The organism is Desulfotomaculum copahuensis, assembly GCF_001655685.1.
In the GTDB taxonomy this organism is placed as follows: Bacteria; Bacillota; Desulfotomaculia; order Desulfotomaculales; family Desulfovirgulaceae; genus Desulfotomaculum_G; species Desulfotomaculum_G copahuensis.
Window position 1 is genome coordinate 65,251 of the sequence record NZ_LYVF01000158.1, and the last position, 22,029, is coordinate 87,279.

Sequence of the window (22,029 nt, forward strand, 5' to 3'; positions counted from 1 at the left end):
CCCTCAATACACGCACCCAACGGTAAATATCATCCGCAGCGGCAAATTCCGGGTAGCAGGCTTCCTTGAAGATGCCGGCAGCCCGCCGCAAAGCATTTTTTTGTTTTTCACGCCAAATTCGGCCGTTGTCTTTTTCCATTTCCATCACCAGAAATTAATTATTCGCCACCGGCGGCAAAATCACCTCCGTCATCTGCGCCCGGACATGCAAACCGGAAAACAAAACTGGTCTACCGGCCGGCAGGTGATCCATATAAATCTAAGGGAGGAGATGCATGCCAGCGGCCCGGCACAATTATGCCGTGCCGCTTCTCCCCAAAGGCAGGTGTTTTCCCTTGCTCACCCTTACCGTGGCCGTACTGACGGCGCTGGCACTGCTTTATGCTCTGGGGCGGCGCATGCTCCGCCTGGCCGGAAAATACCACCGGCAGTTGGCCCGTTTCTTCTGGACCGCCCTGGTGCTGTGCTTCGTCACCGGTATGGTGCTCCAGCCGAAGACGGTTTATGAAGGCGCCGTCACCGGCTTGAACGCCTGGTGGAACATTGTTTTCCCTTCACTGCTGCCCTTTTTTATCGCCTCGGAACTGCTGCTCAATTTCGGCGTGGTCCATTTCATGGGCGTTTTGCTGGAGCCGGTGATGCGCCCCCTGTTCAACGTGCCCGGCGCCGGCTCTTTTGTGGTGGCCGTGGGCTACACCAGCGGCTACCCGATCGGGGCAATGGTCACCGCCCGCCTGCGCACCAGCCGACTGTGCACACGCATCGAAGGTGAGCGGCTGATGGCCTTCACCAATAATTCCAGCCCCCTGTTTATGCTGGTGGCGGTGGCGGTGGGCATGTTCCACGATCCGGCCCTGGGCGCTTTAATCGCCGGCGCGCACTACCTGGCCAACCTCACTCTCGGGTTTGCCCTGCGCTTTTACGGGCGCCGCGACCGGGAAGTGCTCCCCGCCCCGCCGCAGACGGGAAACATCTTCAGCCGGGCGCTGCGTGAGATGCTGCGCCTGCAGCGGGAGGACAACCGTGCCCCGGGGCAGGTGATCGGCGATGCGGTGAAGAAAGCGGTCAACAACTTGTTGAACATCGGCGGTTTCATCATTCTCTTTGCCGTAATCATCCGCCTGCTCACCGGCGCCGGCGTGATCGACCTGCTGGCCCGCCTGCTCGGCCTGATTTTGGGCCCCCTGGGCCTGGCGCCGGCCGTCTGGCCGGCGGTGGCCAGCGGCATCTTTGAAATGACCATCGGCACCAAAATAGCCAGCGAAGCGGCGGCGCCTTTATTGCACCAGCTGGTGGCCGTGGGCGTTATCCTGGCCTGGAGCGGACTGTCGGTGATCGCCCAGGCGGCCAGCATGATTGCCGGCACGGATCTGCGCCTGACGCCCTTCATCATTGTGCGCGTCTTTCACGCCGCCCTGGCCGCGGTCTATACCTGCCTCTTGTTCGGCCCGGCCCGCCCGCTGGCGGAAACCCTGGCCCGCCCGGTATTCGCCCCGTTGGTGGAGCACACCGCCTCCCTTTGGACCGGCGCCTGGCTGCCCCTGATTGTTTTTTTACTTGCCCTGGGTGGAATTGTTTTATTGGCGCTTTTCTATCACCTGTGCCGCGGCGTGCGCATTTTGATTTTCCGGACCGGCCGCTGAAAAACTGTTTCCTCCCCCCTTTATTGCATGTTCAGCCCGCAACACGGAAATGCTAAAGCCGACAACAGCGGCAAAGAAGGTGAGCAGCTTGACCGGTCCGGCCAGTTTTTTCAGTCCGCAAACGGCGGCCATTATCGGTGCTTCCAAAAAACCGGGGAAAATCGGCTACGCCATTTTAAAAAACATGATCGACTGCGGCTTCAAGGGTAAAATTTACCCGATCAACCCGAAAGAGGATGAAATCGCCGGCCTGCAATGCTATCACAGCATCCGGGATATCGGCAGTGCGGTGGATCTGGCGGTGGTGGCCGTGCCGGCCAAACTGACGGTGGGCGTGGCGGAAGAGTGCGGCATCGCCGGGGCCAAAAACCTGGTGGTGGTTACGGCCGGTTTTAAAGAAACCGGCAAGGAAGGCATGGTGCTGGAACGGGAACTGACCCGGATCTGCCGCCGCTACGGTATGCGTCTGTTGGGGCCGAACTGCGTGGGCATGATGGACACACACGTGCCGATCAACGCTTCATTTTCCGCCGTTTTCCCGGCCGCCGGGGACATTGCCTTCATTTCGCAGAGCGGGGCCATGCTGCTGGCCATTCTGGACTGGAGCCTGGCCAACCGGGTCGGCTTTTCACAGGTAATCAGCCTGGGCAACAAGGCGGATCTGAACGAAGCCGACTTTATCGCCGCGGCGGCGGAAGATCCGCAGACCCGGGTCATTTTATGTTATATTGAAGACGTGGCTCGGGGGGAACAATTCCTGCAGGCGGCACGTGAGGCCAGCCGGCGCAAGCCGGTGATCATTTTGAAAAGCGGCACCAGCCAGGCCGGCGCCCGGGCCGCCTCTTCCCATACCGGTGCTTTGGCCGGCAGCGATCTGGCCTACGAAACCGCCTTCCGGCAGAGCGGCGTAATCCGCGCCCGCAGCATGGCCGAACTGTTCGATCTGGCGGTGGCCTTTTCCCGCCAGCCCGTGCCGGCCGGCGACCGGGTGGCGGTGGTGACCAACGCCGGCGGACCGGGCATTATTGCCACCGATCACATTGAACGGGCGCATCTGAATATGTCCCGGTTCAGCAAGGAAACCAGCGACGCCCTGCGCGCCGGCCTGCCGCCGGAATCGGCGGTGTACAATCCGGTGGACGTGCTGGGGGACGCCGGAGCGGACCGCTACCGGCTGGCCCTGGATCAAACACTGGCCGATCCCGGCACGGACAGTGCGTTGGTGCTGGTCTGCCCGACCGCCGTGACCAATGTGGAAGAAACCGCCCGGGCGATTGTGGACAGCCACCGCAACCACCCGGACAAACCGGTGTTTGTCGCCTACATGGGCGGCGAAACGCTCGCTCCGGGAGCGCGACTGGTGGCGGCGGCCGGCATCCCGGTTTACACCTTCCCCGAACCGGCCATTGCGGCAATCAGCGGTATGGTGCGCTACGCCCGGACATGCCGGCGCCCGGCCCGGGAGGAACCGGACGCCCTGCCGGATGCCAACCGGGCACTGGTGGCGGACATACTGAAGGCGGTGAAAAATGAGGGCCGCCTGGTGCTGCTGGGCAGCGAAGCCACCCGGGTGGCGGAAGCTTACGGCATTGCCGCCGCCCCCGTCGCACTGGCCGGCAGTCCCCGGGAAGCGGCACAAAAGGCGGGCGAAATCGGCTTTCCGGTGGTGATGAAGGTGGCTTCCCCGCAGATTATGCATAAAACCGATGTGGGCGGGGTGCAGGTGGGCATAAACAGCCCGCAGGAAGCGGAGCGGGCATTCATGCAGATCCATGAAAATGTGCAGCGCTACCTGCCCCGGGCGGTGATCCACGGGGTGGAGGTACAAAAAATGATGCCCAAGGGCACCGAATTGATCATCGGCATGACCCAGGACGTACAGTTCGGGCCGCTGATTGCCTTCGGCCTGGGGGGGATTTATGTCAATCTTTTAAAGGATGTTTCCTTCCGCCTGGCCGGCAGCCTCGGCGCGGGCGAAGCGCAGGCCATGCTCACGGAAACCAGGGCCTATACCCTGCTGCGCGGATACCGGGGCGAAAAACCGGCAGATATCAAAGCCCTAACCAATATGATCACCCGGGTGGCCCGGCTGGTGCTGGATTTCCCGCAGATCGCGGAAATGGATATCAACCCGGTGTTTGCCTACCCGGACGGGGCGGCTGCGCTGGATATTAAAATCACCGTATCGTGAGGTGTTTGCGATGAAAAACCTGTACATCATGGGCACCGCGGGCAGCGGTAAAACAGCCTTCGCCGTGGGCCTGGCCCTGAAGCTGAAACAACAGGGCCACCGGGTGGCTTATTTCAAACCGGTGGGTCATCCCGCCGGCATCACCGGGCAGGAAGACGAGGACGCCCGGTTGATGCGCCGGGTGCTCGACCTGCCCCAACCGCTGGATGTGATCGTACCCTTTTTGGCCGGACCTTCTTACCTGTCCGGACACCGGCACTGCGCCGGCCTGGACCGAATTCTTTCCTGCTACCGGCAGGTAGCTGCGGAAGCGGACGTGGTGCTCATCGGCGGCGCCGGCTTCCCCCATATCATGGGCTGCCTGGGCCTGGACGCGGTCACCCTGGCCAAGGAACTGCAGGCGGCGGTCATTTTCATGATCCGCATTGAAAACGACTTCAGCATGGACCAGGCCATCTTCATCAACACTTTTCTGAAAAGCCAGGGGATCACCCCGGCCGGCAATATCTTCAACCACGTGCCGCGGCCGCTGCTGGCCAAAACAGAAGGCATCTACCGTTCCATCCTGGAGGAGCGGGGATTCAAGAGCCTGGGTATCATCCCCCGGCGCCCGGAAATCGCCTCCCCCACCGTGGCCGAATATTACGAGGCGCTGGGCGGCGAACTGCTCACCGGGGAGGAGAGGCTGGACCGGGTGGTGGAAGACGTGGTCATCGGCGCCATGACCATTGAAAGCGCCCTCGGTTACCTGCGCCGGGCTCCCAACAAGGCGGTGATCACCGGCGGGGACCGGGCCGACCTGGCCCTGGCCGCTCTAGAAACCAGCACGGCGGTACTGATTCTGACCGGCGGCCTCTATCCCGACGTCAAAGTAATCGCCCGGGCGGCTGAAAAGGAAGTGCCGGTAATCCTGGTGCATTACGACACTTTTACGACAATTGAAAAAATTGCCGAGGTGGGACGGCGCATCCGTCCCGACGACGCCCGCAGCATCAACCTGGCCATGGAAAACGTGGAAAAATACTGCGACTGGCCGGCCATCCTGCAATTGTTCAAATCATGACCGGCAACCGGCGGCAGCGGACCGGTGCTTCAGCTAGCGGCTTTTTTGACGGCGCCGCCTTTCAATTCGGCGCGGCCGGCTTGAATTTCCAGCATCAGCTGGTTTAATTTTTCCTCCAGCCCGTTCAGGATATCGTCCGCGTATTCCCTGGCGCCGTGCTTGATCTGAGCCGCCACTTCCTCGGCCTTGTCCACAATTTGTTCGCCAATAACCCTGGCCTGGCGTACCACTTCGCTTTCCTCCGCCTGTTTTTCCATCTGCTTTTGGGCACTTTCCAGCAGGCGGCCGGCTTCCTTTTTGGATTCGGCCAGCACCTTTTCCCTTTCCTGAAGCACCCACTTGGCCTGCCGGATTTCCTCCGGCAGCACGGTGCGGATCCGGTCCACATAATCCAGCAGGCTGTCCTCATCAATAATGACTTTTCTGGTCATGGGGATTCTGGGGCTGTTTTCAACCAATTCCTCCAGTTCGTTAAGCACATTGAAAAGCTCCACTGATTATCCCTCCCGGCCCGCTTCCCGGCGGGCGTTGAATTTCCGGTGCAGTCTCTTTTCCACCGCCCCGGGCACCAGATCCTGCACGCAACCGCCGAAATAGGCCACTTCCTTTACGGCGCTGGAACTGATGAAGGAATACTCCGCCCGGGTCATTAAAAAAAGTGTGTCCACCGACGGCACCAGCTTTTTATTGGTCAGGGCCATCATAAATTCGTTTTCAAAATCGGAAATCGCCCGCAGCCCGCGGATGATGGCCTGGGCGTTCTGGCTGCGGGCATAGTGCACCGTCAGGCCTTCAAAGGAATCAACCAGTACGTTATAATAAGGCTGCAGCACCTCGCGCAGTATGTCCACCCGCTCCGCCACGGTAAACAGCGGCTTTTTGGCCGTGTTACGGGAGACGGCCACAATCAGTTGATCGAATAAAAGCGCCGCGCGCTCAATTACATCCAGATGGCCGTTGGTAACCGGATCAAAGCTGCCCGGATAAACCGCGATGCGCAAAAAAAGTCCTCCCTCCGGCGCCGTTCGTCTGGTACTGTTCCACAAAAACTGATATTTAATTCCGGCCGGCCGACCGTACAGCTTCGCCGCATCCGGACACCTTTCCAGACCGCGACGCTTCCCGGCGGTTAAATCACGTGCCCTGCGGGCTTCCTGGCGGAGACCGCCGGATCCACTTCATGCCGCCCCGGTTATATTGCATGCATACGGCGGAAATCTCACTCCGAACGCCAATGATCATGCCTGACGCCCGTCACTGCGGCGGGGCTGTGCCGGTACGTAAAGGGAAAGCATGGTATCACCATACCGCTCCTGGCGGAAAAGGATCAATCCGGCCGCCTCCCGGGGCAGGATTTCCCGCTTGCCGCTTTCCACGATCACCCAACCGCCGGATGCCAGCAGGCCGTTGCCGCCGATCAAATCCAGCGCTTTTTTTTCCAGCGCCCGCCCGTACGGCGGGTCGACAAAGATCAGGTCGAAACAATTCCGTCCGGCCATTTCAGCGAGTGCCGCCGGCATGTCCCTTTTTAAAACCTGCGCCCGCCCCTCCAAACCGGTGGCGGCCAAGTTTTCCTCAATGGCGCGCACGGCCCGCCCGTCCTTTTCCACAAAAACGGCCCGCTCCGCTCCCCGGCTCAAAGCTTCAATACCCACGTTGCCCGTGCCGGCAAACAGGTCGAGAAAACTGCTGCCGGGCACCCGGGCGGCCAGGATGTTGAAGAGCGCCTCTTTCACCCGGTCGGCGGTGGGGCGCCCGGGCCAGCCGCGGGGGGCTTTCAGCCGGCGCCCCCGCGCCGTGCCGGCGATAACCCGCAAGGCAAAAGCCCCTTTCCTTTTGATGCCAGCAATACCAACGGCAATATTATAGCATAAAGGGCTTAAAAAATCGATTTTTATCCGCATAATTCTCAACCGGCAGGAAAATATATGGATGTACTTGAAAGGGGAAATCAGGTTGCTTCTGGAAATTTACCGTTCATTCGGCGTCAATCTGGATCTGGCGGTGGAGGCCCGGGAAATTGTCCGGGGAGAAACCGGACAGGAGATACCGGGGGTGAAGGTGGACCGGGAAAGTTACGAGCACGCCAGCGTGACTATTGTGGAAATCGTGGACAAATCGGCCGAAGCAGTAATGGGCAAACCGGTGGGCACTTATATCACTGTTGAAGCGCCGGTTTTAAGGGAGAACAACCCGGCCGCCCACCAACAAGTCGGCGAAGTGCTGGCCCGCAATTTAAGCCGCTTCGTGAACTTATCCGAATATTCCAACATCCTACTGGTCGGCCTGGGCAACTGGCGGGCCACCCCGGACGCTCTGGGCCCCAAGGTGATCGAAAACAGTCTGGTCACCCGTCACCTGTTCAACTACGCCCCACAGGAGCTGAAGGGCGGCATGCGTTCGGTGAGCGCATTAGCCCCGGGTGTGCTGGGCATCACGGGCATTGAAACGGCGGAAATCATCAAAGGCGTGGTGGAAAAGGTGCGGCCGGAACTGATCATGGTCATTGATTCCCTGGCCGCCCGCAGCGTCACCCGGATCTGTACCACCATCCAGATTGCCGATACGGGCATCAGTCCCGGTTCCGGCATCGGCAACCGCCGGGCCGGCATCAACCGGGAAACCATGGGCGTGCCCGTGGTGGCCATCGGCGTGCCCACCGTAGTGCATGCAGCGGTGATCGCCCAGGACAGTATCAATGGTTTTCTGGAAGAAATGAAAAAGAACAATCAGGCTTTTCAGGGCTTGAACCCCGGGTTCGCACAGCACATCATCGGCAAGGTGCTCGAACCTTTCGGCGGCGGCAATCTTACAGTCACTCCGAAGGAAATTGATTCCCTGATTCACGCTATGTCCAAGGTGATCGCCGGCGGCATTTCCCTGGCCCTGCATCCCGGACTGACCGCCGATGATTACGCCTACTACCTGCATTAAAAGTTTAACAAGCGGAGTATTCCGCTTGTTAAGCTGGTCCCTGCCGGAGGCCGGCCAGACAGGCAACGGTCGCATCCAGACTATCCACCTCTAGTCTGCCGGTCATTCCACTTCCTGTTTTGACCGGTCCCCCCGCCAGGGCACTTAAGCAAGCCGGTACACAAACCCGCTGCAATCTGTGTACCTGTTAAGCTCATACCTCACCTCCGCTAGGGAGTGGTACGCGCATTGGTCACCTGGGGAGTCGGGGGCTGGGCACCGCCGGCCAAGCTTTGCTCATAAGCGGCAATCATCTTTTTGACCATGTTGCCGCCGATGGCTCCGTTTACCCGGGAAGGCAGGTCGCCCATGTAGCCGCTCTGCGGCACCTGGATGCCCAGTTCATTGGCGGTTTCCCACTTGAACTGCTCCATAGCCGCGGTGGCCTGAGGCACCACCATCTGGTTCCGTTTCTGTCCTAACGCCACTTTGTATCACCTCCTTGTTTGAACTTGGTCTTAGTATGAGCGTGGAATGTGCCCTTTATGACTAGAACATTTTACCCGGACGGGGTTAATTTAAAAGTGATGGCAGAGTGTTCATTCAATACAGGCGTAAAATAAGGGATGGCGCTTTAACGCCATCCCTGTTGATAATTTTGCCAATATTAATGACAATCTTTTAAAACCCATAAGGATAATCATACAAGCGATAGAAATGATTGTTTAAGCGGATGTAATACTCATGGAAACGGCTGCTTCTAAAATCACTGCGGTAAATAACCACATATTGATGATTATTTTCCCGGTAGATTTCCGGCCGTCCCAGGACGGTATACCAGCTAATTACCGGCAGATAAGACATGTGAATATAACGCCAGTTATATTCATCCGGACGGATATCAACGGTACGGAATCCATAACTGGTAAAATAAGCACTGCCATTGTCATAATTATAAGTGACACTTTGCGTGGAAGCCATGGCAGGAATGGCAAACGCAAGAGTTAATACCAATACGGTAGCCAATACAGCCAATTTTCTAAACATAGACCGCTCCTCCTTCAAAATTATTATAGGCTTACCCTGTTTTTAAGATTAACACGAATATACCAGGTTGTCTACTGGAGCATTATAGCAGATGAGGACTTAATTTCTTCTACATTTGTGAAGATAAGAATCATGCTATAGTGCAAACCACCCTGGACTTTGGCGACGCCAATGATAATATAGCCGGGATGGTGCTTTCCACATTGCAGTCCGGCATGATGATGATGAAATTCTTGGCTTCACCATTGGCCAGGCAGCGCTTCCCTGCTTTCCCGCATGATTCATAGATATATTTGGCCACTGCAGTCGAACCGACGAAGGTTACCCCGGCCACATCTTCATTCGCCAGCATGGCCGACACCACTTCCCGGTGGCCGTTGACCACATTCCAGACCCCCGGCGGAAAACCCGCTTCTTCCACCAGTTCAGTGAGTTTCATCTGACTAACCGGATCCTCATAGGGTGGCTTGATCACAACACAGTTGCCCGTGGCCACAGCGTAGGGCGCAAACCAGAGCGGCACCATGAAAGGAAAGTTGAAGGGCGCGATAATGCCAAACACACCCAGGGGTTGGCGGATGACGTATTCATCAATGCCCGCAGCCACGTCTTCCAGGTTGTAACCCATCATCAGGCTGGGAATGCCGCAGGCGACTTCCACATTTTCAATGCCGCGCCTCGTTTCCCCCCGTGATTCATCGATCACCTTCCCGTGTTCCTGCGTCTGGATTCTGCTCAATTCCTCAAAGTTTTCTTCCATCAGTTCCCGCAGTCTGAAAAGGCACCGCACCCTGGCCACCGGGGGCGTTGTCCGCCATTCCTGAAAAGCATCTTTAGCCGCTTTAACTGCCACATCCAATTCTTCCCCGGTGGAAATGGGAACTTTAGCGATCGTTTTTCCGGTGGCCGGATTTATTACGTCGCGCATTTCCCCATTGGAATCAACCCATTCTCCATCAACGTAATTTTTTACCAACTGCACTTCTTTTAAGGCTTCTTCCAGAACAGCCATAAAGATTCCCCTCCATTTGCCCGTAAAATTAATACTGTTGCAATTCTGAGCCGCACATGAAAACCATGGGAGCCAAAGATATTACCTGAACCATAAACAAGGTGCCAATATATTTGGAATAATGAGAATATTAGACACGTTCCCTCCCTTCAATTTTGCCCCGGCACCAGGCCCTTCCCAAAAAACAAAAAGAGAGCAACCAAGAACGGCCTCTCTCAAATACTCACTTACTCCCGGGATAATACCCGTGCCTGCTGTATTGATTTTACCTTGTGAAAAAGGATAGCAGGAGGAATGTTTCATGTAAACCAATATCCGGTGAGTGGTCATTTTCAATCGTTGACCGGTAGAATATAATTCTAAAACAAACTTTATTCACAGGTCATCTCGTCCGCCACAAAACCCTGGTGGATATATTTCAATCCCCACTCAGCTGATTTCCAGATATCCGCTCCGGCTGAAACGCCGCTTCAACTCTTCCGCCAGAGCCCGGTGTTCCGGCGCGGTCAGATCCGGATCGGCGGTTATTAATTTGACCGCTTCGGAGCGGGCGGTTTCCAGCGCCCGCCAGTCGCGCACCAGGTCGGCGATTTTCAAATCCGGCAGGCCGGACTGGCGGGTGCCGGTGAATTCGCCCGGTCCCCGCAGTTGCAAATCTTTTTCGGCCAGGACGAAGCCGTCGGTGGTGGCGGTCATGGCCGCCAGGCGGGTGCGGGCTTCTTCGGTGCGGGCGCCGGAAACGAGGATACAGTAGGATTGATGCGCCCCCCGGCCCACCCGGCCGCGCAACTGGTGCAACTGGGCCAGGCCGAAGCGGTCGGCGTCCAGGATGACCATCACGGTGGCGTTGGGCACATCCACGCCCACTTCCACCACCGTGGTGGCCACCAGCACGTCTATTTCCCCGCCGCGGAAGGCATGCATCACCTGTTCCTTTTCCGCCGCTTTCAACCGGCCGTGCAAAAGGCCGGTCCGGCAGCTTTTGAGCGGCCCGGCGGCCAGTGCGGCCGCCAGGTCCACCGCCGCCTGCACGTCCAGCTTTTCCGACTCCTCCACCAGCGGGCAGACAACGTAGGCCTGGCGGCCTTCCCGCACCTGCTCCAAAATCATCCGGTAGACATCCGGCAATTGCGCCGGCGCGCAGGCCAAAGTCTGTACCGGACGGCGGCCGGGAGGCAGTTCCTTGATCGTGCTCACGTCCAGATCGCCGTAAAGGGTCAGGGCCAGCGTGCGGGGAATGGGTGTGGCGGTCATCACCAGCACATCGGGATGCCGCCCCTTGTACTGCAGGTGCGCCCGCTGGCGCACGCCGAAGCGGTGCTGCTCGTCAATAACCACTACGGCCAGGCGCTGAAACTGCACCACTTCCTGGATCAGGGCGTGTGTGCCCACCACCAGTCCGGTTTCACCCGATTGCAGTCCGGCCAGCACCGCTTCCCGCTCCCGGTTTTTCATGCCCCCGGCCAGCAGGGCCGTTTTTACGCCCAGCGGCTCCAACAAGCGGCAAAGGCTCAGGTAATGCTGCCCGGCCAGCGTTTCCGTGGGCGCCATCAGGGCGCCCTGCAGGCCGCTCTCCACCGCCCGGAGCAGTGTCAGCACGGCCACCACCGTCTTGCCCGCCCCCACGTCCCCCTGCAGCAGGCGGTTCATGGGCGCCGCGGCATCCATGTCCCGGCAAATCTCCCGCCAGGCCTGTTCCTGGCCGGCCGTAAGCTGAAAAGGCAGTGTGTCCAGCAAACGCCTCACCAGTTCACCGGCCGGCCGGTAGGAATGCCCTTTTTCCTGTCTGACCAACCGGCGGCGCCGCCCGGCCAGGACCAGCTGGAGCAAAAACAGTTCCTCAAAAATAAAGCGCTTTTGCGCCCGCCGGGCTTCCCGCTCCGTGTCCGGGAAATGAATCTGGACCAGCGCCGTGGACAGTGCGGGCAGATGATAGCGTGCCGGCAAGGCAGGAGGCAAAAATTCGTCCATTTGACCGGCCCATTCGTCTAGCGCCTGCCTGACCACAGAGCGCATCAGGCGCTGGGTCAACTGTCCGGTAAGCGGATAGACGGGCACAATGCGCCCGGCATGCAACGTTTCCTCGCCGTCCAGCACCTCGTAGTCGCTCACCGCGACCTGTACCGCGCCGTATCCGCGCTCCACTTTTCCCGTCACCAGCAGGCGGGTGCCGGTAGGCAATTGTTTTTTTATGTAAGGCTGGTTGAACCAGACAGCGTAAAAAATACCGGCCCCGTCCTGCAGGACCAGTTTGGTGATGGTCAACCCCCGCCGGGGTTTTTGCTCCTGAGCCGCGGCGACCACGCCCTGCAGGGTGGCCTGCTCCCCGTGGACACAGGCGTGGGCCGGTTTGATCAGGCTGCGGTCATGGTAAGCACGGGGAAAATGATAAAGTAGATCCCAAACAGTGCCGATGCCCAGACGGCCCAGCAGGGCGGCCCGCCGGGGACCGACCGATTTCAGGTATTGCACCGGCTGTACGGCCGGATTGGAGACGGACAAAGCAGTCATCCTTTCACTAACAACCCTTGCGCCCGGGTGCCGTTTCTGTTAAAATAGCAATGTGTGTCAGCTTAAAGGAGGTGTGTTCAAAATGGCCAGGAAATGTGCCATCTGCGGCAAGGGCGTGGTGGTCGGCATGCAGGTGAGCCACTCCCACATCCGGAACAAGCGCACCTGGGCGCCCAACCTGCAACGGGTCCGGGCGGTGATCAACGGTGCCCCCCGGCGGATTCTGGTCTGCACCCGCTGCCTGCGCAGCGGCCGGGTCAAGCGGGCCATCTGAGCTTATAAAAGCGGCTTTCGGGCCGTTTTTTATTTTGAGCGCGGCCGGGACGGCCGCGCTCAAACCGCTTACAGAATCCGCTGCAAGCGCGGCGCCGCGGTAATGCCCGGAATGCGCCCGCGCTTGGCAACCGGCCGGCCGGCCACTTCCTTGATGTCCATGGTCATGTCAATGGCCGGGGCGCCGGATATGTAACTGCCCACGCCGAAAGAGTCCGCCCCGGCTTCGGCCAGCAGGGCGATGCGTTCGGGGGTCAGCCCGCCGCTGACCAGGATCTGCACGTGACCGAAACCAGCCTGGTCCAGCCGTGCGCGCACCTCCCGCACCAGCGCCGGCGTCACCCCGCCCCGTTCACCTGGCGTGTCCAAACGGATGGAATGCAGGTCGCCGCCCAGGGCCGCGGCCACCCGCAGCGCCTCCTCCGCTTCGTCCTTGAAGGTGTCCACAAGCACAATCACCGGGGAACCGGGCGGCATGAACTGTTTATAGGCCCGCGCCACTTCCACCGTATCGCCGGTGATCAAAATCACGGCGTGCGGTACTGTGCCCACCGGTTCCTGCCCGGCCAGTTTGGCCCCCAGGATGCAACTGGCCCCGTCGGCGCCGCCCGCCACCGCGGCCCGCTCCATCACCGGCGCCACCGCCGGGTGGACATGGCGGGCGCCGAAACAGACCACCCGCCGGTCACCGGCCGCTTCCTTGCAGTGCCGGGCCGCCGTGGCCCAACCGCTGGAACTGGCCAGGATGCCCAGCAGGGCGGTCTCATAAATGCCGAAACGGTCGTAGGAGCCGTGAATGCGCAAAACCACTTCCTTCGCCGCGAACCATTCCCCTTCCGGCAGCGCCCAGACCGCCACCCCGGCTTCGCACAAAAGGTTCTTCACCTCCGCGGTGCCAGCCAGCAGGCCCGGCCGGCCGGCAAACACCTCCGCCACCACCGGGGTGGCGGCGAGTTCCAGCCGGCGCAGAATCTCCCTGGTTTTGACAAAGTAAATATCCGTGGTCCAGCCCTGACGGATTTCTTCCTGGTCCGCGGAAAAAAGGCGCTCATCCGGGGAAACCCGCCGGGCGGTTACTTCCTGCAGGTCCTGGATGGTATGTATACTCATCGTCCGCAATGCCCCCTACATTTTTGTCTGTCTATGTTATATACCGGTCCGGACCGGACGCAAGATCACGCCGCCGTCAGACCCCGGCGCCGGGCGGTCCGCCCCGGCTTAACCGGCCAGGTTGCGCATCAGGTTGGCCATTTCAATGCCCGTCACGGCGGCGTCCCAGCCTTTGTTGCCGGCCTTGGTGCCGGCCCGTTCCACAGCCTGTTCGATGGTGTCGGCGGTGATCACGCCGAAGACGGCCGGCACACCCGTGTCCAACCCCACCTTGGCCACTCCCTTGGCCACTTCGGCCGCCACGTAGTCAAAATGAGGTGTCGCACCGCGGATGACCGCGCCCAGGCAGAGCACCGCGTCGAAACGCTGCATTGTGATCATGCGCCGGGCCACCAGGGGAATTTCAAAAGCGCCGGGCACCCAGGCAATTTCAATGTCCTGATCGGCCACCCCGTGCCGGTTCAGGGCATCGAGCGCCCCTGTCAAAAGCTTGCCCGTGATAAACTCGTTGAACCGCCCCACCACCAGGCCGAAGCGCAAACCCTGTCCGACCAGATGCCCTTCGTAAACTTTCGGCATTAAACCGCATCTCCCTTCAAGAAATATAATCTACTACCCGTTTTTGCACCTCAAACCATCCGGCGGGCATTGATTGCCGCCGGGCGGCACCGCCATAACAATAAGTTTGCTTTTAGCGCGAAACATCCGCCCGCCGCCGGTACCGGGACGCCGCCACCGGCGGCGGGCGCAATATCGTGCCGGGAGATCCTGTTGACACTGTCTCCCGGTGCAAAACCAATACCCGGTACGTTCCGGGCCCCTCCGCGGGGGAAAACAGCTGCCGGATACCTGGATATCCAGCGGAGGGGACGGGCGAAAGCCGGCCCGTTGCCTACCGCAGTCCGCCGGCTATTTGGATACCCGTTCAGGCGGCCTGTATTAGCCGACCTCGCTTGAGATATTGAGCAGGTGGCCCAGTTTGCGTTTTTTGGTCGTCAGGTAGAAACGGTTGTTTTTGCCCGGACGGATTTCAATCGGCACCCGGGCCACCACCTGCAGGCCGTGTCCTTCCAGCCCGGCAATTTTACGCGGGTTGTTGGTCATCAGGCGGATTTTCTTCAGCCCCAGGTCGGCCAGGATCTGGGCGCCGATGCCGTAATCGCGCAGGTCGGCCGGAAAACCCAGGGCTTCATTGGCTTCCACCGTATCCTTGCCCTGATCCTGCAAATGGTAGGCGCGAATTTTATTCAAAAGGCCGATGCCGCGGCCCTCCTGACGCATGTAAAGCAGCACACCGGCGCCTTCCGCTTCGATCATTTGCAGCGCCCGGGCCAGCTGATCGCCGCAGTCGCAGCGCGCCGAACCGAAAACATCCCCGGTCAGGCACTCCGAGTGCACGCGGACCAGCGGCGCCTCGACGCCGCCCGGATCGCCCTTGACCAGGGCGATGTGGCCCTTGCCGTCAAGCAGGCTTTCGTAGGCCACGGCGGTAAATTCACCGTATTTGGTGGGCAGTTTGGCCGTATCCACCCGCCGGATCAGTTTTTCCGTATGCCGGCGGTATTCGATTAAATCGGCGATGGTGATTATCTTCAGCCCGTGTTCCAGGCAGAATTCCATCAGTTCCGGCACCCGGGCCATGGTGCCGTCTTCCTTCATGATTTCGCAAATTACACCGGCCGGGTACATCCCGGCCAGCCTGGTCAGATCCACCGCTGCTTCTGTATGGCCGGCCCGGCGCAGCACGCCGCCATCCCGGGCGCGCAGGGGAAAGATGTGCCCCGGACGGCGCAGATCCTCCGGTTTGGTGGCCGGGTCCAAAATCGCCCGCACGGTCATCGCCCGCTCGTGGGCGGAGATACCGGTGGTGGTATCCTTGTAGTCCACTGAAACGGTGAAAGCCGTACAGTGGTTGTCAGTATTGTTGATGACCATCGGCTGCAGGTCGAGTTCATCCGCCCGCCATGCATCAAGGGGCATGCATACCAACCCCCGGGCGTAGGTGGCCATGAAGTTGATTACTTCCGGGGTGGCCTTTTCCGCGGCGACAATCACATCGCCCTCGTTTTCCCGGTCCTCGTCGTCCACCACCACCACCATTTTACCCTGCCGGATATCCTCAATCGCTTCTTCGATGCTGGCAAAACGCTTTTCCAACACGCTCACTCCCCGTTCATATTTTAAGCAAAACCATGTTCAACCAGGAAATTCATGGAGACGCCGCCGGGTGACGGGGCGTTTTCCCGGTTTGAAAGCAGCTTTTCCACATATTTGCCGATCAGATCCGCTTCCAGGTTCACCGTATCCCCGGGCTTTTTAAAGCCGAGGGTGGTGGCGCCGGCGGTATGCGGAATGAGGGAGACCTGAAAACCGGCGGCGTCCAGATCCACCACGGTCAGACTGATGCCGTCAACGGCCACCGAACCCTTTTTGACCACATAGCGCATTACTTCCGGCGGCGCGCCAATGGTGACCAGTACGGCAATGTCATGCTCCTCCCGGCGTGTAATCGTACCCACACCGTCAATATGACCGCTGACCAGGTGCCCCCCCAGGCGACCGCCCAGGCGCAGGGCGCGCTCCAGGTTCACCCGCCGCCCGGGCGAAAGCGCGCCCAGATTGGACTTGGCCAGTGTTTCGGCCATCACGTCGGCGGCAAATGATTGTTCATCACGGGCCACCACCGTCAGACAGACGCCGTTGACAGCGACGCTGTCCCCAATCGCCAGCCCGTCCAACACTTTCCGGGCGGTAATGTGCAGCCGGGCGGAATCGGTCCCGCGGGTCAGTTTTTTCAAGCCGCCCAACTCCTCCACCAGTCCGGTAAACATATGCCTCATCCCTCCCCGCGCCGCACGTATCCTTCCAGACAATAGTCTTCCCCGTAACGGGTCAACGTCATTTGTTCCAGTCCGACTGCACCGTCCAAAGTGGCCGGACCATCCCCGCCCACCGGACCGGGCGCCTGCCGCCCGCCGATAATCAGCGGGGCGATAAACCAGACCACTTTATCCGCCAGTCCGGCGGACAGAAAAGAAGCATGCACTTCGCCGCCCCCCTCCACCAGCACGCCGGTCAGTTCCCGCCGGGCCAGTTCAGTGAGCAGGGTGCGTAAATCCACCCGGCCGCCGTCCCCGGGCAGCATCAACACTTCGGCGCCGGCGCTTTTCAGCGCGGCCACCCGTTCCGCCGGGGCGTCCGGCGTCACCGCCACCAGCGTGGGCGCGGACGACTGCTGTTTGATTACCCGCGCCCCGGGCGGCGTACGGGCGCGGCTGTCCAGGATCACCCGCACCGGATCCCGGCCCCGGCCGTCCGCCAGACGGGTGGTCAGGGAGGGATCATCGGCCAGGACGGTATTCACCCCGGCCAGGATCGCGTCGTACCGGTCGCGCAGGACATGCCCCGCCGCCCGGGCCGCCGGTCCGGTGATCCACTGCGCATGGCCGGTGCGGGTGGCAATCCTGCCGTCCAGGCTCATGGCCGCCTTGAGCACCACAAAGGGCAGGCCGGTGGTGATGTACTTGATAAAAACCTCATTCAGCCGGCGCGCTTCCGCCTCGCATACCCCGGCCACAACCTCGATTCCGGCCCGGCGCAGCCGCTCCAGACCGCGGCCGGCCACCAGCGGGTTGGGATCGGTCATCGCCGCCACCACCCGGGTCACCCCGGCCTCAATTACCGCTTCGGTGCAGGGCCCGGTACGGCCGTGGTGACAGCATGGCTCCAAAGTTACATAAAGAGCGGACCCCCGGGCCTGTGCGCCCGCTTCGCGCAAAGCATGAATTTCGGCATGGGGGGTGCCGGCACGGGCGTGATAGCCCCGCCCCACCACCCGGCCGTCTTTGACCAGCACCGCCCCGACCGCCGGATTCGGACTGGTACGCCCCAGTCCCCGCCGGGCCAGATCCAGGGCCATTTGCATGTACCGCCTGTCCATAAACATCACCTGATGAAAAAAGTCCCCAAACTGCCGCTGCAAATGACAAAAGCCCTCAAGGCTGAATACCTCCAGGGCACATGAACATAAAAGCAATACCTTTTACCCAGGCAAAAGGCTGCTCCGCCACCTTCTCCCATCCAGACTTTTACTGTCGGCCCTGGCTTCGCACCAGGTCAACCCGTTACCGGGCTCGCGGGCTCGGCACCTCTTTGACGCCTTACCGCCGGTAGGGAATTGCACCCGTCCCCGAAGGTTGTTTGAGATTTTAGAATCCATTAATAATTATAATCCTGCTGCCCGCCGGTGTCAATGCCTTGCTCAAGGTAAAATGCGTAAAACCGTCCGGGATTGAAAAACGTCCATTGACCATTTATTTTAGTTCACTGAAGCAAATATTCTTAATGTTTACCCAATTTTGACTTATAATTATTTTCGGCAGGTTTATTACTCTTGCGGAGGAGAGGATGTATTTATGGGGGCGAATAAAGCTGGCACCGGCCTGGTACCGCCACAGGTAAAAAGTTTTATGCGCTGGGCGGAGGACGATGTGGAGGGCTTCTGGGAAAATGCCGCCATCAAGGCGGCGCATGACATTCACTGGTTCAGGAAGTGGGACAAGGTCTTCACCTGGGAGTACCCCACCTTCAAATGGTTTGAAGGCGGACTGACCAACATCAGCTACAACTGCCTGGATTACAACATCCAAAGAGGCCGCGGCGGCCGGGCGGCGATAATCGCCGAATCGGGCGAAACCGGCGAGATCCGGACGGTCACCTACGCCCAATTGCTGCACCTGGTCGGGCAATACGCCGCCGCCCTGCGCGGCCTGGGTGTCCAAAAAGGCGACCGGATCGCCATTTACATGCCTACCAGCATCGAGTCGGTGGCCGCCATGCTGGCCTGCGCCCGGGTGGGCGCCATTCACGTAGTCATCTTCGCCGGTTTTTCCTCCGTCGCGGTGGCGGACCGGCTCAATATCTCCGGCGCGCAGTACATGCTGATCCAGGATGAGGGCTCGCGGCGGGGCAAGCCCATCGACCTGAAAAAGATTGTGGACGAAGGACTGGACATGTGCCCGCCGGAACAGATTAAAAAAGTGGTGGTGCTCAACAAAGGCGGCAACCCGCCAATGAAACCCGGCCGGGACATTTTCTGGGAAGAGTTTCTGGCCGGCGGGGAAGGACAAAGCACCGCCGTGGAAATCATGGAGTCGAACGAACCCCTGTTCTTGCTCCCCACTTCCGGCACTACGGCCAAACCCAAAGTCACCGTGCAAAAGCACGGCGGCTATCAGATGTACGTCTATTCGATGGGCAAATGGATTTATGACCTGCAGGATAGCGACATCTGGTTCTGCACTTCGGACATCGGCTGGATCGTCGGGCACAGCTTCAATGTTTACGGTCCGCTGCTAGCCGGCTGCACCACCATCCTTTACGAAGGCACCCCGGATTATCCGCGCAAGGATATGTGGTGGGATGTGGTGGAAAGGAACAAAGTCACCGCCATGTGGCTGTCCCCCACCGGCGTGCGCGGCTTGATGCGGCTGGGCATTGAACATGCCCAAAAGCACGATCTGAGCACGGTGAAAAGGATTTTCTGCGCCGGCGAGGTTTTGAACCCGCCCGCCTGGCAGTGGCTGCAGGAGGATGTTTTTGACAACCGCATCCCGGTAATCGATCACATGTGGCAGACCGAAACTTCCGGTCCCATTTTCGCCAATCCTTACGGACTGGGCATGATTCCGATCAAGCCGGGCTCCGCCGGCATACCCGTTCCCGGCATCGTAGCCCGCGTGGTGGACGAGAAAACAGGCGAACCGGTGGCGCCGGGTGAAAAGGGCGTGGTGATCATCAAGCGGCCGTTCCCGGGATTGACCTCCACCCTGTGGAACAACGAGGAAACCTACCAGCGGGAATACTGGGAGCGCCTGCCGGTAACCAAAGGTTCCTATTACTGCGGCGACGCCGCCAGTCTCGACGAGGACGGCTACCTCTGGTTTGCCGGCCGGTCCGACGAAGTAATCAAAATCGCCGCTCACCGCATCGGCACCATTGAAATTGAGAACGCTCTCATTTCCCACCCCGCCGTGGTGGAAAGCGGCGTTTCCGGCGTACCGGACGAGCTGCGGGGCGAAGTGGCCTGCGCCTTTGTGGTGCTCAAATCTGGTTACGAGCCTTCGGAGGAACTGAAAAAAGAATTGATCAATCATGTGCGCAACACCATGGGCGCCATTGTAGTCATGCGGGACATCCAGTTCATCAGCACACTGCCCAAAACCAGGAGCGGCAAGATTATGCGCCGCGTCATGCGCACATTGTGGGCCGAAAAGGAACTGGGCGACCTGTCCACCATCGAAGAAGAAGCTTCCGTGTCGGAAATCCGGGAAGCGATCAAGAAAATGCGCGGTTGATCTCTTTGCCGGACCGGAGCACCGGAACGGTGAAACACGGCACGGCGGCCAAACGGAATAAAAAACCGGCCCATCACGGGGCCGGTTTTGTTCATACCGGGCTCAATACGGGAGGTTCGCACGGAATCAGGTCAACCCCGGACAGAACAATCCGTCTAGCGGTTGTCTTCCTCTATCCGGCCGGTTTCTTCAGGACTTTCCATCTCACTCTGTCTGCGCAGCAAAGCCCGGTCGGGTTTTACCCCGGTTTTTCCCTTAACGTCGCTGACCTTGCTTTCAAAGTCCTTCCAACCCACGGATATTACCTCCCTTGTTATTATGGTTGCCATTAGTATTCCCGGTACTTTCCAGGTATATAAGCAAATATTGAAAATTTATTATAATTATTATTGCGGCAGTATTCCGTTCACCAGATTGTACACCTGATCCTTCAATTCCGGCGGAGCCAGCAAAATCAAGGCATCTCCGGCCCGGATGACAGTTTCGGCGCGCGGGGAAAGAATTTCCTCCCCGCTGCGGTAAATGGACAGCACAGTGGAACCGGTCTTGGCGCGGAACTGGGCCTCGGCCAGGGACTTGCCCACCAGCGGTGAAGTAGGCAGGACCTTGATTTCCTCGATCCGCTGCAGGCTGCCGGCCATTTTGAAAGTGTATTCAAGCAGTTCATTCATCAATTTTTCGATTTCCGCGTTTACCTTGTCCCGCTGCCGGAGCAGGCTGTGCAACCTGTCCTGCATATCCCTCAACACCTGGCGTTGACCACATTCGGCTAGGAATTCTTCAGCGGCCTTCTGGGACTTCACCACCACCCCCACCCCGGGGGAGACCTGGACAATACCGGTATCCTGCAGCAGGGTCAGGGCACGGCGAATTGTTTCCGGAGAAACATTGTACTTGCCGGCCAGGGTGGAACGCCCGAAAACCTTCTGTCCTTCCCGGTATTCACCCCGCACGATGCGGGTGGCGATATCGATGGCAATTGTGGCATAACGTGCCAGTACGTGGGCACCCAGGGTATCCATTTCAATCTACTCCTTCTCGGATATAGCTGTATTATTCGCCGTTGGCGCAAAAGTAAACCGGCCCGTCCGGACCGGAGGCTGTATTGGCGCAGGCTCCGGTTGATGTTTTAACTAACCGAGATAATATTGTATTCATGCTGTTTCATGTCTTGGATTAACGCTTCCGGCTCGACCGTACTCAAACGGAGCATGATTTCAAATTTATTGCTTTCTTTTTCCAGGCAGGCCACACCGATCACATTGATATTGTGCTCCCTGACCAGCGCCAGTATGTCCGCCAACGCGCCGACATGGTCACCGGTTTCCACGACCAGGCGGGTACCGGCCTTACGCAAACCGAAGATTTTAATCATGGCCTCGAACACATCGGTCTGGGTAATGATGCCCACCAGTTGTCCGTTTTCCACCACCGGCAGGCACCCCACCTTGTGCTCGCGCATGATCAGGGCGGCTTCTTCTATGGAAGCGGTGGGGGCAATCACAATCGGTTGTTTAATCATCACCTCTTTGACCACCATCTTGGACATCAAATAATTTATTTCAAAAACGCTCAAGGTGGTGGCCGGCGAGGGGGACACGGTCAGCAGTGTCCGCTCGGTGACCAGGCCCGCCAGCCGGCCTTTTTCCACCACCGGCAAATGGCGTATTTTCTGCTTTTTCATCATGTTTAAAGCTTCCAGAATGGGAGTCGCCGGATTGATGTTAATTGGAGAGGTGCTCATGTGCTCCCGTACAAACATGCTTTCAACCTCCTCTTGGACTGGCTTTTTATTTTATTATAGCAGTATTTGGATGAACCGCAATGCTCCCTTAAAAATTTTATAATTGCACCGGCCGGTGGGAAACAACCCCCGCTTTTGATCAAAAAATGCCCCGCTTTTAAAGCGG

Annotated in this window: 21 protein-coding genes and 1 riboswitch; of the genes, 6 read left to right on the top strand and 15 right to left on the bottom strand. The window is 59.1% G+C overall.

Features of this window, described 5'->3' with window-relative positions; translation table 11 throughout:
- The first annotated feature begins 275 nt into the window (after positions 1-275).
- The 3 genes from ylbJ (at position 276) to A6M21_RS09420 (ending at position 4,897) form a co-directional block, all read left to right on the top strand.
- Entirely contained in the window at positions 276-1,643 is a 1,368-nt protein-coding gene (gene ylbJ / locus A6M21_RS09410) for a sporulation integral membrane protein YlbJ (RefSeq protein WP_345788093.1), read from the top strand.
- An 88-nt stretch (positions 1,644-1,731) separates the two neighbouring features.
- Positions 1,732-3,834, top strand: coding sequence for an acetate--CoA ligase alpha subunit (gene acs, locus A6M21_RS09415; RefSeq protein WP_242868817.1), 2,103 nt, complete (start codon positions 1,732-1,734; stop codon positions 3,832-3,834).
- Positions 3,835-3,844: 10 nt separating this feature from the next.
- Positions 3,845-4,897, top strand: a complete 1,053-nt coding sequence (locus tag A6M21_RS09420; RefSeq protein ID WP_066668130.1) for a phosphotransacetylase family protein — start codon at positions 3,845-3,847, stop codon at positions 4,895-4,897.
- A 29-nt stretch (positions 4,898-4,926) separates the two neighbouring features.
- Here A6M21_RS09420 and A6M21_RS09425 read toward each other — a convergent pair whose 3' ends face one another.
- The 3 genes from A6M21_RS09425 to rsmD all read right to left on the bottom strand — a co-directional run bounded on the left by A6M21_RS09425 (position 4,927) and on the right by rsmD (position 6,801).
- Positions 4,927-5,391, bottom strand: coding sequence for a F0F1 ATP synthase subunit B family protein (locus A6M21_RS09425; protein WP_066668132.1), 465 nt, complete (start codon positions 5,389-5,391; stop codon positions 4,927-4,929).
- 3 nt (positions 5,392-5,394) lie between these two features.
- On the bottom strand, positions 5,395-5,898 hold the full coding sequence (coaD, locus tag A6M21_RS09430) for a pantetheine-phosphate adenylyltransferase (RefSeq protein ID WP_066668134.1): 504 nt from the start codon (positions 5,896-5,898) through the stop codon (positions 5,395-5,397).
- Positions 5,899-6,135: 237 nt separating this feature from the next.
- Positions 6,136-6,801 carry a 16S rRNA (guanine(966)-N(2))-methyltransferase RsmD gene (gene rsmD, locus A6M21_RS09435; protein ID WP_078060548.1) on the bottom strand — a complete coding sequence of 222 codons (666 nt, stop codon included), beginning with the start codon at positions 6,799-6,801 and terminating at the stop codon, positions 6,136-6,138.
- Positions 6,802-6,853: 52 nt separating this feature from the next.
- Between rsmD and gpr the strand changes: the two genes are divergently transcribed.
- Positions 6,854-7,831 (top strand): GPR endopeptidase, encoded by a 978-nt coding sequence (gene gpr, locus A6M21_RS09440; RefSeq protein WP_242868810.1) that lies wholly within the window; start codon positions 6,854-6,856, stop codon positions 7,829-7,831.
- Positions 7,832-8,040: 209 nt separating this feature from the next.
- Here gpr and A6M21_RS09445 read toward each other — a convergent pair whose 3' ends face one another.
- The 4 genes from A6M21_RS09445 to recG form a co-directional block, all read right to left on the bottom strand.
- Complete coding sequence (locus tag A6M21_RS09445; RefSeq protein ID WP_066668137.1) at positions 8,041-8,298, bottom strand: alpha/beta-type small acid-soluble spore protein; 258 nt, start codon at positions 8,296-8,298, stop codon at positions 8,041-8,043.
- A gap of 193 nt (positions 8,299-8,491) precedes the next feature.
- Positions 8,492-8,857, bottom strand: coding sequence for a hypothetical protein (locus tag A6M21_RS09450; protein WP_066668139.1), 366 nt, complete (start codon positions 8,855-8,857; stop codon positions 8,492-8,494).
- A 130-nt stretch (positions 8,858-8,987) separates the two neighbouring features.
- On the bottom strand, positions 8,988-9,869 hold the full coding sequence (locus A6M21_RS09455) for an aldehyde dehydrogenase family protein (RefSeq protein WP_066668142.1): 882 nt from the start codon (positions 9,867-9,869) through the stop codon (positions 8,988-8,990).
- 429 nt (positions 9,870-10,298) lie between these two features.
- Positions 10,299-12,380, bottom strand: coding sequence for an ATP-dependent DNA helicase RecG (recG, locus tag A6M21_RS09460; RefSeq protein ID WP_066668144.1), 2,082 nt, complete (start codon positions 12,378-12,380; stop codon positions 10,299-10,301).
- An 82-nt stretch (positions 12,381-12,462) separates the two neighbouring features.
- Between recG and rpmB the strand changes: the two genes are divergently transcribed.
- A complete protein-coding gene (rpmB, locus tag A6M21_RS09465) occupies positions 12,463-12,654 on the top strand; it encodes a 50S ribosomal protein L28 (RefSeq protein WP_066668146.1) in 192 nt (63 codons plus the stop codon).
- A gap of 68 nt (positions 12,655-12,722) precedes the next feature.
- On the opposite strand, the gene A6M21_RS09470 is transcribed toward rpmB, so the two are convergent.
- The 5 genes from A6M21_RS09470 to ribD form a co-directional block, all read right to left on the bottom strand.
- Entirely contained in the window at positions 12,723-13,763 is a 1,041-nt protein-coding gene (locus A6M21_RS09470; RefSeq protein ID WP_066668148.1) for a nicotinate phosphoribosyltransferase, read from the bottom strand.
- Between the two features lie 108 nt (positions 13,764-13,871).
- The gene (gene ribH / locus A6M21_RS09475; protein ID WP_066668150.1) at positions 13,872-14,342 is read right to left on the bottom strand and encodes a 6,7-dimethyl-8-ribityllumazine synthase; all 471 of its coding nucleotides are present in this window, start codon (positions 14,340-14,342) and stop codon (positions 13,872-13,874) included.
- A 360-nt stretch (positions 14,343-14,702) separates the two neighbouring features.
- Positions 14,703-15,920: a bifunctional 3,4-dihydroxy-2-butanone-4-phosphate synthase/GTP cyclohydrolase II gene (locus A6M21_RS09480; RefSeq protein ID WP_078060559.1), complete on the bottom strand. Its 1,218-nt coding sequence runs from the start codon at positions 15,918-15,920 to the stop codon at positions 14,703-14,705.
- A 23-nt stretch (positions 15,921-15,943) separates the two neighbouring features.
- Positions 15,944-16,594: a riboflavin synthase gene (locus A6M21_RS09485; protein ID WP_066668152.1), complete on the bottom strand. Its 651-nt coding sequence runs from the start codon at positions 16,592-16,594 to the stop codon at positions 15,944-15,946.
- A gap of 5 nt (positions 16,595-16,599) precedes the next feature.
- Positions 16,600-17,709, bottom strand: a complete 1,110-nt coding sequence (ribD, locus tag A6M21_RS09490; RefSeq protein WP_066668376.1) for a bifunctional diaminohydroxyphosphoribosylaminopyrimidine deaminase/5-amino-6-(5-phosphoribosylamino)uracil reductase RibD — start codon at positions 17,707-17,709, stop codon at positions 16,600-16,602.
- A gap of 118 nt (positions 17,710-17,827) precedes the next feature.
- Positions 17,828-17,964, bottom strand: a riboswitch (FMN riboswitch).
- 214 nt (positions 17,965-18,178) lie between these two features.
- On the opposite strand from ribD, the gene A6M21_RS09495 reads away from it, so the two are divergent.
- Positions 18,179-20,119, top strand: a complete 1,941-nt coding sequence (locus A6M21_RS09495; RefSeq protein WP_066668154.1) for an acetate--CoA ligase — start codon at positions 18,179-18,181, stop codon at positions 20,117-20,119.
- Between the two features lie 155 nt (positions 20,120-20,274).
- Here A6M21_RS09495 and A6M21_RS18780 read toward each other — a convergent pair whose 3' ends face one another.
- The 3 genes from A6M21_RS18780 to A6M21_RS09505 form a co-directional block, all read right to left on the bottom strand.
- The gene (locus A6M21_RS18780; RefSeq protein ID WP_161486044.1) at positions 20,275-20,415 is read right to left on the bottom strand and encodes a hypothetical protein; all 141 of its coding nucleotides are present in this window, start codon (positions 20,413-20,415) and stop codon (positions 20,275-20,277) included.
- A 90-nt stretch (positions 20,416-20,505) separates the two neighbouring features.
- Positions 20,506-21,141: a GntR family transcriptional regulator gene (locus A6M21_RS09500; protein WP_066668156.1), complete on the bottom strand. Its 636-nt coding sequence runs from the start codon at positions 21,139-21,141 to the stop codon at positions 20,506-20,508.
- Positions 21,142-21,248: 107 nt separating this feature from the next.
- The gene (locus A6M21_RS09505; protein ID WP_066668158.1) at positions 21,249-21,881 is read right to left on the bottom strand and encodes a CBS and ACT domain-containing protein; all 633 of its coding nucleotides are present in this window, start codon (positions 21,879-21,881) and stop codon (positions 21,249-21,251) included.
- Between the last annotated feature and the right edge of the window lie 148 nt (positions 21,882-22,029).

Coding starts and splice junctions, on each gene's coding strand:
- ribH (WP_066668150.1), bottom strand. CDS start 14,342: ATGCCGAAAGTTTACGAAGGGCATCTGGTCGGACAGGGTTTGCGCTTC.
- recG (WP_066668144.1), bottom strand. CDS start 12,380: ATGACTGCTTTGTCCGTCTCCAATCCGGCCGTACAGCCGGTGCAATAC.
- A6M21_RS09495 (WP_066668154.1), top strand. CDS start 18,179: ATGGGGGCGAATAAAGCTGGCACCGGCCTGGTACCGCCACAGGTAAAA.
- A6M21_RS09420 (WP_066668130.1), top strand. CDS start 3,845: ATGAAAAACCTGTACATCATGGGCACCGCGGGCAGCGGTAAAACAGCC.
- A6M21_RS09470 (WP_066668148.1), bottom strand. CDS start 13,763: ATGAGTATACATACCATCCAGGACCTGCAGGAAGTAACCGCCCGGCGG.
- A6M21_RS09505 (WP_066668158.1), bottom strand. CDS start 21,881: ATGTTTGTACGGGAGCACATGAGCACCTCTCCAATTAACATCAATCCG.
- ribD (WP_066668376.1), bottom strand. CDS start 17,709: ATGTTTATGGACAGGCGGTACATGCAAATGGCCCTGGATCTGGCCCGG.
- A6M21_RS09485 (WP_066668152.1), bottom strand. CDS start 16,594: ATGTTTACCGGACTGGTGGAGGAGTTGGGCGGCTTGAAAAAACTGACC.
- rpmB (WP_066668146.1), top strand. CDS start 12,463: ATGGCCAGGAAATGTGCCATCTGCGGCAAGGGCGTGGTGGTCGGCATG.
- rsmD (WP_078060548.1), bottom strand. CDS start 6,801: ATGCGGATAAAAATCGATTTTTTAAGCCCTTTATGCTATAATATTGCC.
- A6M21_RS09455 (WP_066668142.1), bottom strand. CDS start 9,869: ATGGCTGTTCTGGAAGAAGCCTTAAAAGAAGTGCAGTTGGTAAAAAAT.
- ylbJ (WP_345788093.1), top strand. CDS start 276: ATGCCAGCGGCCCGGCACAATTATGCCGTGCCGCTTCTCCCCAAAGGC.
- A6M21_RS09450 (WP_066668139.1), bottom strand. CDS start 8,857: ATGTTTAGAAAATTGGCTGTATTGGCTACCGTATTGGTATTAACTCTT.
- A6M21_RS09500 (WP_066668156.1), bottom strand. CDS start 21,141: ATGGATACCCTGGGTGCCCACGTACTGGCACGTTATGCCACAATTGCC.